This window comes from Paraburkholderia sp. GAS348, assembly GCF_050434205.1.
Lineage (GTDB): Bacteria > Pseudomonadota > Gammaproteobacteria > Burkholderiales > Burkholderiaceae > Paraburkholderia.
The window spans coordinates 1-12,554 of the sequence record NZ_JBNPVT010000026.1 but is presented as its reverse complement, the minus strand read 5'-3'; the positions used below and the strand labels follow the sequence as shown (position 1 = coordinate 12,554).

Sequence of the window (12,554 nt, the reverse complement as noted above, 5' to 3'; positions counted from 1 at the left end):
TGTTAGATATGCAGGACTAACGATAACGAGATGACGCTAGCCGGAAACGACGATTATTGCAGTCAGGGTGTATCAAATAAGCTGGGGATGAGAATTTGGGAATTTTCCGCGCGGTAAAATCCGATCGGCTTGTAGGATTTTTTCTGTTTTGGCACGGGAGTTTGACCCATGGCAGGGGAAACCTGCTCAGGCGCTCAATCGAACCCGCCTGACGCCGCTGTCTTGCGCCAAGGCGACCCCCCCGACATTGAGCGCTCAGAACGCGTAATACGGACCCGGCCCGGCCGAGGTGGCGCGCGACGCGATCGCCGTATAGACCCGCCGTCCGAAAAAGAACGGCAGGCCCCAGCCGAAGCTGTTGCTGGCGATGCCGGCAAGATTGTTGAACGCATTATTCGACGACGCGAACAACGCGCGCGAATTGCCGATCGCAAACGACACGGTGTTCGACGCGCCATCGGTACCCACGATCGAGGCGCTCGCTGTTTGCGTCGAGCTCGGACAGTACCAGAAGCCGCATTGCGGGAATTGGCTGCTGCTGAAGAACAGACCGTTTGAACCGCTGTCCACGTAGCTCGTTGCATATGTCTGGCCAGCGCTGCTGGTGACAACATAGCCCGTCTGCGCATTCGCCTTGACCACGCTCGCGCCGCCGAGCGTGTTGTTCGCCTGGGTGCCGATGCCGAAGATCAGCGAGCCTGACACGCTGGCCGCGCCCGCATCGGCGATGGCCGGCAGGTCGATCACCACGCCGTTGTTGTCGAGCGCGAATCGGCTGACTGGATTGGTGACCTGTTGCGCGAGCGCTTGCGTGCTCGCGAGGCAGGCGCCACTGGCGTCGCAGCGGTAATACCAGCGGGGCAAAGCGGTATTGACGCAACCACTGCCGCAGTCGGCTGCGAACAGGCCGACGCCGAGAATGCCGTTGGCCCTCAAGGTCGCGACGGTTAGCATCGACGGGCCGGAGCCGGCGCAGTCGGCCGGCACATTGGGCAGCGTGGGGTCGGCGATCAGCTGGATCGGAAGTGAGGCGGCCAGTTGGCCGGCCATCCGCACGTCCGCGCTACGCACCGCGCCCCACGCATACCCGCCGCCGAAAACCGCGCACTCGCCAGCCACCCCGCTGCCCGAGTTCACCGCCGCGAGCGAAAGGCTGGCCGGCAGCGCCGACGCGAGAATCCGCAGGCCGTGCGAGCCGGTGTCGACCTGAATATTGTCGATCGTCGCGCAGTTGCTGGTGCCGGGCTGGCAGACGGTGACGCTGGTCGTCAGCATGTTGCGCGTCAGACCCGGTGCGGTGTTGACCGCAATGGGCTGGACGTTCGGGGTGCTCGATTGCGGCACGGACGTGGCTGTGCTGGAGACGCCGCTCCCGGATGGTGCGCTGTTGCCTGGCGAGTTCGCTGCGCCCGGACTGCTGGCCGGGCTCGCCGCCCCTGCCTGTGACGAGGCGGCGGTGCCGCCGCTGCCGCCGCCGCAACCGGCGAGTGCCGCGCTGAGGAGGAGCAGGGCGTGGAGATGGGAAGGGGTCTTCATGAGTTTGCCGGCATTCGGATCGTCGAGTTGTTTTTTTGATGGCGTGCGCGCGGTGTCGGCGGAAATTCAGCGGAAATCGCCGGTCGTGACGCCGGGCGGCAAGGCTGCTGGCAGCCACGCGCGTCCTGCATAGCCGCGCATCGGACCGCCGGATTCGACGATCACGTCCGGGCGAACCACCCGCGACGCATGCAGATTGCCGTCCGGCGCCGACGCTGCGGCGCCCGTCCGGTAAGAGTCGGCGTACGGTCCCAGCAGCGCGCGCAGATCCGGCATGGTCGGGCCTTGCCACGTGTAAGCGATGATCTGGCCGGTATTGGTTGCGTACTCGTTGATGGTGGTATTGCCCGCATCGGTCAGCGTGCGCAGGCGTAAGGCGCCGTTCAGCAGGGTTTGGGGCGGCGCGAGCGCCGAATCCGCCTGGCTGGGCATCGTGCCGCCCAATTCGGCATGCCCGTCGGTGCTGACACACAGCAGGGCAGCCACCATGGCTGGGACGGCGAGGGCCGGCGAAAAAGAAGGATTTGGCATGGCAACCTGTCTCGCTATTGAAACGCTCAAGTTTTATTGAGATGTCCAATTCAAGATAACACTCAGGTTTCCTGATCGTTGCCAGGAACGGCGCACGGCGCGTCAGCCAATCTCGAAAATAGCGTGCGACGAGGGTGGAAAGTGCCTTTTAAAACAATGATCTGACAATGAGGTAGGGGATGCCTTGCAGACTCTTGGGAAGTGTTGTGAATTGTTAAATCTGCGACTGCGGGAGAGGATCGCCGCCACCAGGCGAGACGTTTTTCTGCAACGGGAGGCTCGCACCGCGCAGCGCTTTGCCGGTATCCAGGCCATTCGCCGCAGTGCGTGTTTTGCGCGCAGTGAACTGCTCAATTCATGGGCAAGCCCCGGTTTTTGCACATGTCTCGCCGGGACCGGTAAAATGTTGGGTTGATCCACGGAAACTTGCCGTGGCGTAGCGGAAGGATTCCCCGAACATGACTGATCTTCGTCTTACCAAGCGGTTTGCAGTAATGCTGATGGCAGGCGGTCTGGTCGCCGGCTGCGGCACCTCGTCGCCGACCAAAATCGACTACAGAAGCGACTCAAAGTCGAAGCAAGTGTCACTTGCCATCCCGCCGAACATGATCGATGAGACGGCCGATCAGCGTTCGTTGCCCCCGCAAGGCGGCGAAACCTCGCTGTCCACGCTCCAGCAGGTCCAGGCGCAAGCACCGGTCGCCAATACCCTGACGGTGGTGCCGCCGGTGAGCGGCATGCACATCCAGCGCGACGGCAAGGAAAGCTGGCTCGTGATCGACGACAAGGCACCCGACCAGGCATGGGCGCAAATCCGCCGTTTCTGGCAGGAACAGGGTTTCCTGCTGGTGGTCGACCAGCGCGACAAGGGCGTGATGGAAACGGACTGGAACGAAACGCACGCGCAGATCAACGAGGGCCTGATCCGCGACACGCTGTCCAAGGCAATGGGCAACAGCTATGTGAGTTCCGAGCGCAACAAGTATCGCACGCGTCTCGAAACGGCGCCGAACGGCGGCACCTATGTGTTCATCAGCCAGAAGGGCATGCGCGAGGCGATTACCGGCACGAACAACGATTCCACCAAGTGGGAACCCAAGGCGAACGATCCGGGTCTCGAACAGGAATACCTGAAGCGGCTGATGGCAGCGCTGGCGCTGGCCGATTCGCGCACGAAGTCGAGCGATACGCAAAGCGCCGAGCTTTCGCCGGCGGGTGCGCAAGCGGCGCCGAACGCGGCTACGGCGGGTGCGAAGTCGGCGGCTGCGGCCACGGCGGCGCAAAACGTCGCACTGTCGGCGCAAGCGCCCATGTCGGATGACGCGGCGAACAACACGCCGGCACAGTTCTCGTCCACCGAGCTGACGCTCGGCGAGCCGTATGACCGCGCGTGGCTGCGTGTGGGTCTTGCGCTGGACCGCAGCAACTTCACCGTTGACGATCGCGACGCAAGCCGCGGTTTGTACTTCGTGCGCTACGTCGATCCGAAGGATCTGACGTCGGCGGAGCAGGGCTTCTGGAGCCAGGTGTTCCACGGCAAGAAGGAAAAGGTCGCCAAGCAGTATCTCGTGAACGTCCGCGCGGTGACGCCTGACCAGACCCGTGTCGCCGTGGTCGACGACAAGGGCGCTATCGATCAGAGCCCACAGGCCAGGCAGATCATGAGTCTGATGGTCGACCAGTTGCACTGAACGAAGCTGTAGCAAGCAGCGAACGCTGTCTGAAAACCCGCCCGGCATGCAGTCCGGGCGGGTTTTTTTATGTCCACTTTTTTCCCCGGCGCCGCAAGCCGTTACGCAGCCGTCATGGCGCGCATGTGTTTTGCTTACCGTCTGAAACACCGGTATGAACCGGCGCTCAACGGGAGATGGCTATGTTCGACGTGATTCCTTACTGGATGTGGGCGGCGAGCTTGCTCGTCCTGGCGCTCATATGCGGTGCCGCCTTGGCGCCACGCGAGCCGCGCCGGCCAACGGGTCTGCGAGTCAGGCAGCCGGCTTCGCAACGCACGAAATGGCCGGCGCCTTGATGTTTGATTCGCTTCAAACGCATGAAGCGGGACGGCGCGGCCGCCACTGTGCGGCCGCATGTAACGTGACGTTACCCCGGTGACGTAACTCGCAAATCCCCTTTCGCCAATCCTGTCAACATGCTTTCGTTGCAAAAAATGACAATAAAAATCAAGGGCTTACGAATAATTTCTAGTGTAGTCGCATAGCTGGCACACAAGCTGCTTTTAAAGACTCATGGGGCCAGATTCGTAACATCCGACGTGAGTTTGCGGCGAGTTTCAAATCGGCGATTCCCAGACCCTTTCAGCACCGGCGGCCGAGCCGGTGCTTAGCCCGATGATGGCCTGCGCGCGTGGCGCGCGGTCTCGGTGGCCCCGTCGCCTATCCTCGTAGGGCGACGGTTTCGCCCGCACTCCAATGGAGTGCGGGCTATTTTTTGGGGTTCTCGGAATGGGTTGCCAGGCCGCCGAGGCCGTGAGCGGTGCAGGACGGGAAAGCGGCGACGCTGAAGGAGGCGTCGCGCGACGCGGTTTTCAGGTGTCGGCGCGGCGCGGTCCGACCCACGGCAGACGTTTGATCGCGCCGGTGGCAAGCGCGGTGCCGACGAGAATCACGCCGCAGCCTTCCAGCATGCCCGGCGACACAGTTTCGCCGAGAAACAGCGCACCCCACAGAATGCCGAAGATCGGAATCACGAAGGTCACCGTAATCGCGCGTGCCGGCCCGACCACCGCGATCAGATGGAAGAACAGCATGTAGGCCACGCCGGTACACGCAACACCCAGCGCGATGACCGCGCCCCAGGCGTGCAGCGAGATCGGCGCAGCCGGCCAGTAGATGGCGGCGAGCGGCAGCAGCACGATGGTGGCGCCGATCATCGTGCCGGTCGCGACGGTCAAGGCGTCCACGCCGGTCAAGTGGCGCTTCGTGTAATTGGCGGCGATGCCGTACAGCAGCGTGGCGCCGAGCGCGGCAGCCGCCGCGAGCGCGGTGGACAGCGGCGTGGCGGCTGACCCGTTCGGTGCGGCGATCTGGTCCCACACCAGCATCAGGACGCCGAGGAAGCCGATCACGAGACCGACCGTGCGCAGCGCGCTCAGGCGGTCGCGCAGCCATAGAAAGCCGACGAGTCCGCCCCACAGCGGCGTGGTCGCATTGATCACGGACGTCACGCCCGCCGACAGCGTCAGCTCGGCATACGCGAACAGGCAGAACGGCGCCGCCGAATTCAGAATGCCGACCACGAGGAGTGGGAAGGCACGCGTGCGCAGGATCGTTGCGGACTGGCGCCACGGCCGCCGCGCGATCAGCACGATGGCGAGGAAGACTGCGCCGATGCCGACACGCAACGCCATCAGCGGCGCAACGCCGAAGTCGGTCACGCCGACGCGGATAAACAGGAACGAAGCGCCCCATAGGGCGGCCAGGATCAGCAACTGGAGCAGGTTTTTGGCATTCATTTTGATGGCGCCGCGCGCGGTTGAGTCGAGACGCATGCGCATCGTAGCAGCGCGATCGCGCGAAACGTTTCAGGCTGGAATGAAACGGCAAGATTCGGGAGATGAAGGGCGTCTGCCAGCCGTCATCGTAAGCGCAGTCGAGCCGGCTGCAAAACGAGCAATTCTCACGCTTATGTGAGAAAAATTGCGATGAGATTGGCGCGATGAGGATGCAATTGCGGGCCTGGTGGGGTGTGCGCCTGCAGAGCGTGAATTATTTTGCGGCAGCGCACCAGCCGATCCACCCATGCCGAGGTCAACTGGCTGACCGGACCCATCGCGCGCTCCGCCGCTTCAAGGCATTGGCAAGCGCACGCAGCTACGCCGACGGGCAAAGCACACCTTAGTGCGGAATCATCCCTTGCAGGAAGTTTTGCTGCAGCCACACCAGCACGCCGAGGATCACCGTCAACAGAATCGAATGCTTGAAGGTCTTGGCGAACACCACGCCTTCCTTGCCTTTGAGGTCGGTCGTCGCCACGCCGGTCGAGATGTTCTGCGGCGAGATCATCTTGCCCATCACGCCGCCCGACGAATTGGTCGCCGCCATCAGGATCGGGTTCAGATTCAACTGATGGGCCGCCACCACCTGCAGGTTGCCGAATAGCGCGTTGCCCGAGGTGTCGCTGCCTGACAGGAACACCGCGACCCAGCCGAGGAACGCCGACACCAGCGGGAAGAACGGTCCGACCGACGCGGCGCCGAGCCCGAGCGTGTAGGTGAGCCCCGAATAGTTCATCAGATAGGCGAGTGCGACGATGGTCGCCACCGTCAGAATGGCGATGCGCGTCTGGACCCACGTGTCGGCAATAGCCTTGCCAAATTCGCGCACCCCCAGACCTGTCACGAACGACGTGATGATGGCGGCCACCAGAATCGCCGTGCCGGTGGCGAGCGGCTGGAAGTCCCACACCGCGCCGTACGGCGTGTTGTACAGGGTGATGAACACGGCCTTGTCGAGGCCCGGCCACGGTAGCTTGACGTCGCCGATCAGGAAGATTTTGGCGATGGTCCAGACGATCACCACCGCCGAGACGATGATCCACGGATACCAGCCCTGGCCGCCGCTGATCGTGCCGCGCACCTCGCCCACGCGATCGATGTTGATCGCGAACTTTGGATCGGCGACGGGCTTCCAGACACGCAGGAACGCGATCGTCAGGATCAGCGAGACCAGCGACGACAACACGTCGGTCAAGCTGTAGTTGACGTAGTTCGCCGTGACGAACTGGGTCAGCGCGAAGCTCGCGCCCGACACCAGCAGCACCGGCCACACGCGCAACATGTTACGAAAGCCCGCATATACGCCGATCACGTAGAACGGCAGCAGCAAGGCGAAAAACGGCAACTGCCGTCCGACCATTTTGGCGAGCGAGTCGGCCGGCAGGTGCGTGACCGCGCCGAGCACCGTGATCGGTACGCCCAGCGCGCCGAACGCGACCGGCGCGGTATTGAAGATCAGCGTAAAGGTGAGCGCTTCGAGCGTGGGGAAACCGAGCAGGATCAACAGCGAACTGGTGATTGCGACTGGCGTGCCGAAGCCGGAAATCCCTTCGAATAGTGCACCGAAAGAAAAACCGATCACGACCAGCACGACGCGACGGTCGTTCGGCAGGTTATCGATCATCCACATGCGGAAGGCTGCGAAGCGGCCCGAGCGTTGTGAGATGTTGTAGAGCAGAATCGCAGTGAACACGATCCACATCACCGGCCAGCAGGCGAACACCGCGCCGTTGGCCACCGAAGCGGCCGCGAGTCCGACAGGGAACTGCCAAACGAAGATCGCCACGATCAGCCCGACAATCAGGCCTGCGAGCGACGCCTGCCAGGCCGGCCGGCGCGCCCAGCCGAGCAACAGCAACACGACAATGATCGGCAAGGCGGCGACGAGAAACGACGGCAATAGCGAATTGCCGACGGGAGTGAGTAGTTGGTGAAACATCACGTCTCCTTAGTTGTTGTTTGATTCGACGCGGGACTACGCACTACGCGGGGCGCGTCGCTCTGGCAGGACGGCTGGGCGCCGGCGGCGCGTGCAGGACGCGCCGGGTCGCTTAATTAAACGGATACTGCGTGTGGCTTTCCCAAGCATAAGTCGCGGTTGGGGCGCGTCAAGAAGGGAAAGTACGGGCAAAGGAGAGAATGAGACGCCGCGCCTTGCGTGCCGAAATCGCCGCGGCATGATGCGCGCGAGGCCAGTCCGGCGTGTACTGGCGCGTGCTGGCGGGCATGCCGATTTTTGGGCAACACACGGGGAGTGCACGTTGTGCGGCATAGGTCGGTCCAGTGCCCGGTTAGCCGCAGGCACTGGACCCGTCAAAGCAGGTCAGCGAGATTCAGCTGTGGGGTTCAGCTGTGAGGTTCAGTGCCAGTGACCGTGGCCCCCCCAACCGCCATGGCCCCCCCAACCGCCGTGGCCGCCCCCCCAATAGCCGAAGCCGATCGAGACCGACGGCCCGTACCAGCCGGGGTAGCCGTAATAAGCAGGGTAGGCCGGGTAGACCGGCGGCGGATAGTAGGCGGGATAAGCGGGATAGGCAGGAGCAGCATACACGGGCAGTGGCGGCTGAGCGACCGCATAGGTTGGCGGCTGGGATTGTGAATCGGCCTGCGCGTGCTGCGCCGCTTGAGCCTGCTGTTGTTGCGCGGTGGCCGGATCGCCGGCAGTCCCGACGGCACCATCCTGCTGCACGCCATTGGCCGGGACAGTGCCGTATGCGTAATACGGGTAGTAGCCTGGGTAGTAGCCGTAAGGGTAATAGCAGCCGGATAGCGTTAGCACGCAGGCTGCGCCGGCAAGCGCGATGCCAGTGTGGGAAAGACGGGGCAAGCCGGGCGGCAAGCGCCGGCTGATTGTGCAGAGAGAGTTGATGACGCGGGACTTCATGACGCGCTCCTGTTTACATCGGACGCCGCCATCCGGGGCGTAATGTCTTGAGCTTACGCCCCTGTCGCGCCGGCAGGATTGCAAAACCGTAACGGCTTATTTCACGTCATTGCGAAGCAACCGGCATGGCGCCGGTCGCCTTTGTTTTGCCCGCACGCTCGTCAGCGCGGGCATCTTCGTTGTTCATCGTTGAGACGGTTGGCCTATTGCACCACCTTCCCAAGGGACGTGTCGCCAGCGTTTACTTGCCGACCTGGTTACCGATGATGCCGCCTGCCGCCGCACCACCAATCGTCGACAGTGCATTGCCGCCGAGCACCGCGCCTGCGGCGCCGCCCACGCCCGCGCCGATTGCCGTATCGCGTTGCCGCGTGGTCATGCCGTCACACGCGGAAAGACTGGCGACAACCGCGACGATCACCGCGAGCGTACCGAGTTGACGAATCGATTTCATGATGCTGACTCCGTTCATTGTGTCTGGAAATGGTTGTGTGGAAATGGACAGATCACCACCCGTCCTTGCATTTGATCTTAGCGCCGCAGCCCGTATCCAGATGTGTGAGCTTGTCAGCAGACTGTCGGTTTCGTAATCAAATGTTTCCTTTCAGCGAGCATGCAGCGTGCCCGCCCGCGCAGAAACGCGAAAGCCCGCCAGTGGCGGGCTTCGGTGCTGCTATGCCGTGATGCGAAAGGCTCGAACAGCGGGCGCGTACTCATGCGCCCACGTTTCCGACCCTTACTGCCGCTGATAAATCTCAGCGCCTTTCTTCATGAACTCGATCGACTTCACTTCCATGCCTTTCTTCAGCGCTTCGTCGTCGGAGACGCCTTGTTGGGCGGCGAATTCGCGCACGTCCTGGGTGATTTTCATCGAGCAGAAGTGCGGGCCGCACATTGAACAGAAGTGCGCGACCTTGGCCGAGTCCTTCGGCAGCGTTTCGTCGTGGAATTCGCGTGCCTTGTCCGGATCGAGACCGAGATTGAACTGGTCTTCCCAACGGAATTCGAAACGCGCCTTCGACAACGCATTGTCACGCACCTGCGCGCCCGGATGGCCCTTCGCCAGATCGGCGGCGTGCGCGGCGAGCTTGTACGTGATGATGCCGGTCTTGACGTCGTCCTTGTTCGGCAGGCCCAGGTGTTCCTTCGGCGTGACGTAGCAGAGCATTGCCGTGCCGAACCAGCCGATCATCGCCGCGCCAATGCCCGACGTGATGTGGTCGTAGCCCGGAGCGATATCGGTCGTCAACGGTCCCAGCGTGTAGAACGGTGCTTCGTCACACCATTCCAGCTGCAGGTCCATGTTTTCCTTGATCAGCTGCATCGGCACGTGGCCCGGACCTTCGATCATCGTCTGCACGTCATGCTTCCACGCGATCTGCGTGAGTTCGCCGAGCGTCTTCAACTCGCCGAGTTGTGCTTCGTCGTTGGCATCGTAGATCGAGCCGGGACGCAGGCCGTCGCCAAGCGAGAAGGCTACGTCATACGCCTTCATGATTTCGCAGATGTCCTCGAAGTGCTCGTACAGGAAGCTTTCCTTGTGGTGAGCCAGGCACCACTTCGCCATGATCGAGCCGCCGCGCGAGACGATACCGGTCATGCGCCTGGCCGTCAGCGGCACGTATTGCAGACGCACGCCCGCGTGAATCGTGAAGTAGTCGACGCCTTGCTCCGCCTGTTCGATCAGCGTGTCGCGGAAGATTTCCCACGTCAGGTCTTCCGCCTTGCCGTTGACCTTTTCGAGCGCCTGATAGATCGGCACCGTGCCGATCGGCACCGGCGAATTGCGGATGATCCATTCGCGCGTTTCGTGAATGTGCTTGCCGGTGGACAGATCCATCACCGTGTCGCCGCCCCAGCGGATCGCCCACGTCATCTTGTCGACTTCTTCGCCGATGGAGGAGGTCACCGCCGAGTTGCCGATGTTCGCGTTCACCTTCACGAGGAAATTTCGGCCGATGATCATCGGCTCGCTTTCCGGGTGGTTGATGTTGTTCGGGATGATCGCGCGGCCGCGGGCGACTTCTTCGCGCACGAATTCCGCGGTGATTTCCTTCAGACCGTCCGGACCGAAAGCGCTCGCACCGAATGCCTGGCCCGGATGCTGGCGGCCCATCATCGCGGCGAGTTTTTCGCCGTTCGGACCGCTCGTCTTCAGGCTTTCCAGATACGCGGCGCGTTGCTGGTTCTCGCGAATCGCGATGTATTCCATTTCCGGCGTGATGATGCCGCGACGCGCGTAGTGCATCTGCGAGACGTTCTTGCCGGCGATCGCGCGGCGCGGCGTGCGGTGCAGGCCCTGGAAGCGCAGATCGGCGGTGGCGGTATCGGCGGCGCGTTCGCGGCTGAAGTCGCTCGACAGGCCCGTCAGCGCTTCGGTGTCGCCGCGCTCTTCGATCCAGGCTTGACGCAGCGCGGGCAGACCGGCGCGGATGTCGATTTTGGCTTCCGGATCGGAGTACGGTCCCGATGTATCGTAGACATAGACCGGCGGATTCTTCTCGCCGCCGAAGCTATCCGGCGTATCCGCCTGGGATATTTCGCGCATCGGCACGCGAATATCGGGGCGCGAGCCAGTCACGTAGACCTTGCGGGAATTCGGCAGCGGCGCGACAGCGGCGGCATCGACGTGGGCGTCGGCGGAAAGGAACTTCGGGTTGGCGTTCATGCGGATCTCCTCTGTCGACCGGAGTTGGCGCGTTAGCGCCTTACTCCGGTCCCATGCAACTTGTTGCGGTCGACGAGAGTGGGTGCCTTAGCTGTCGACAGGAGTTAGCACTTCAGCTGTCGGCTAGAGTTGGCGCTTTAGCGCTTACTCTAGCCCCATGCAAAGCACTTACTCCGGTCCCATGCAAAGCACGCACTCCGGTCCCATGTGTGGGGCCGCTAAGCAGGAGACGAGACGGAAGTTGGCGGATTCGCGAGGGATGAAACAGTAGGTCAGGTGCGAAATCCGTACGCTTCCCTGCGCTGGCATTATCCAGATCAGGTTCAAAGGGTATTTCTCACCCACGCAACACGGACCTCCGACCTCCGTGCGACGCAGGACCCCCGCGTTAGCAGCGCACACGATACACCGCCCGGGCGGTGCTTGGCAACCCGTCTTGAAAAAGTCAGATGTCGGAGATAACGCCCGTCAGCTACGCACTATTCTTATTGTGATAGGGCTGCCGGGGATGGTGCGGCGCAGCAGTTCCGCGTCGCGAATGTGCTGCGCTTACAGCGTGAAATCGTCGGCGGCTTCGGGCTGGAACAGGATCTTTTCGAGCTTCAGCACTTTTTCCGTGCCGCTCGGCGGTGTGAAGCGAATGCGTTCGCCGCGTTTGGCGCCGAGCAGCGCAAGGCCGACCGGCGAAAACACGTTCAGGCGGCCGTGCGCGAAGTCCGCGTTGGGCGGATAGACAACGATCCAGGTCATCTGCTCGCCGCTGGTTTCGTCGACCAGGGTGGCTTGCGAATTCATCGTGACGATATTCGCCGGGATGTCGCGCGATTCGACGATCACAGCGCGTTCGAGGACGTCGTCGAGCATGTCTTGCAATTTGGCGTCGGCGCCGGGCGCGGCTGCGTGCTTTTCAAGACGGGCGACGTCGAGTTCGGTGAGGTAACAGGGTTTCGTCTTTTTCATGATGGGTTCTCCATTTCGATCTGCATGTAAGGGGACTGCGTGCGGATGAGATCGGCCCGGAGCCCGACGACGCGGCTCCGGCAAAGGAAGGAGCAACGTCAGATCGGGCGCCGGGCGGCGAGAAGCGGGAGCGTTCGGGACGGTTGGCCGGCGTGAGGCGGGGCAATGTCCGCGCGTGCGCAACCGGTTGCGCGGCGGGGGCGCAAGCGGGTGAGGGCACGGGAGAACGGAAAGCGCATCGGGGTAGCCGGCAGATAACGGAAGGTGTTGGGGGCGCGCCGGACAGAAAGCTTGACCGACGCAATCGAAAGGTGAATGTTAGCACGGCCCGGGTGTCTCCTTAATCGTTCATGGAACGGTCGAGACCCTAGCAGGCTGTTGAATTTGGATCCCGTGTAAACGGGGTTTGAGGGACGGGCGTTATGGATATCGTGTTCATGATTTTTGGCAGCGGATGCGAT

At 62.5% G+C, this 12,554-nt stretch carries 9 protein-coding genes and 1 riboswitch; of the genes, 1 reads left to right on the top strand and 8 read right to left on the bottom strand.

Annotated elements, in window-relative coordinates:
- Nucleotides 1-255 precede the first annotated feature (255 nt).
- Nucleotides 256-1,536 (bottom strand): DUF3443 domain-containing protein, encoded by a 1,281-nt coding sequence (locus tag P3T22_RS28690; RefSeq protein ID WP_063496696.1) that lies wholly within the window; start codon nt 1,534-1,536, stop codon nt 256-258.
- Nucleotides 1,537-1,602: 66 nt separating this feature from the next.
- Entirely contained in the window at nt 1,603-2,067 is a 465-nt protein-coding gene (locus tag P3T22_RS28685) for a DUF2844 domain-containing protein (protein ID WP_082855081.1), read from the bottom strand.
- Between the two features lie 458 nt (nt 2,068-2,525).
- Here P3T22_RS28685 and bamC point away from each other — a divergent pair, with 458 nt between their 5' ends.
- Nucleotides 2,526-3,758 carry an outer membrane protein assembly factor BamC gene (gene bamC / locus P3T22_RS28680; RefSeq protein ID WP_063496694.1) on the top strand — a complete coding sequence of 411 codons (1,233 nt, stop codon included), beginning with the start codon at nt 2,526-2,528 and terminating at the stop codon, nt 3,756-3,758.
- 854 nt (nt 3,759-4,612) lie between these two features.
- On the opposite strand, the gene P3T22_RS28675 is transcribed toward bamC, so the two are convergent.
- The 6 genes from P3T22_RS28675 to P3T22_RS28650 form a co-directional block, all read right to left on the bottom strand.
- On the bottom strand, nt 4,613-5,539 hold the full coding sequence (locus P3T22_RS28675) for a DMT family transporter (RefSeq protein ID WP_063498011.1): 927 nt from the start codon (nt 5,537-5,539) through the stop codon (nt 4,613-4,615).
- Between the two features lie 382 nt (nt 5,540-5,921).
- The gene (locus P3T22_RS28670) at nt 5,922-7,520 is read right to left on the bottom strand and encodes an L-lactate permease (protein WP_429326785.1); all 1,599 of its coding nucleotides are present in this window, start codon (nt 7,518-7,520) and stop codon (nt 5,922-5,924) included.
- 420 nt (nt 7,521-7,940) lie between these two features.
- Nucleotides 7,941-8,465, bottom strand: coding sequence for a hypothetical protein (locus tag P3T22_RS28665; RefSeq protein ID WP_429326784.1), 525 nt, complete (start codon nt 8,463-8,465; stop codon nt 7,941-7,943).
- 241 nt (nt 8,466-8,706) lie between these two features.
- The gene (locus tag P3T22_RS28660; protein WP_429326783.1) at nt 8,707-8,919 is read right to left on the bottom strand and encodes a glycine zipper 2TM domain-containing protein; all 213 of its coding nucleotides are present in this window, start codon (nt 8,917-8,919) and stop codon (nt 8,707-8,709) included.
- Nucleotides 8,920-9,201: 282 nt separating this feature from the next.
- Nucleotides 9,202-11,133 carry a phosphomethylpyrimidine synthase ThiC gene (gene thiC, locus P3T22_RS28655; protein ID WP_429326782.1) on the bottom strand — a complete coding sequence of 644 codons (1,932 nt, stop codon included), beginning with the start codon at nt 11,131-11,133 and terminating at the stop codon, nt 9,202-9,204.
- A gap of 276 nt (nt 11,134-11,409) precedes the next feature.
- A riboswitch (TPP riboswitch) is annotated at nt 11,410-11,528 on the bottom strand.
- A gap of 154 nt (nt 11,529-11,682) precedes the next feature.
- Nucleotides 11,683-12,093 carry a GreA/GreB family elongation factor gene (locus P3T22_RS28650; protein WP_063496688.1) on the bottom strand — a complete coding sequence of 137 codons (411 nt, stop codon included), beginning with the start codon at nt 12,091-12,093 and terminating at the stop codon, nt 11,683-11,685.
- Between the last annotated feature and the right edge of the window lie 461 nt (nt 12,094-12,554).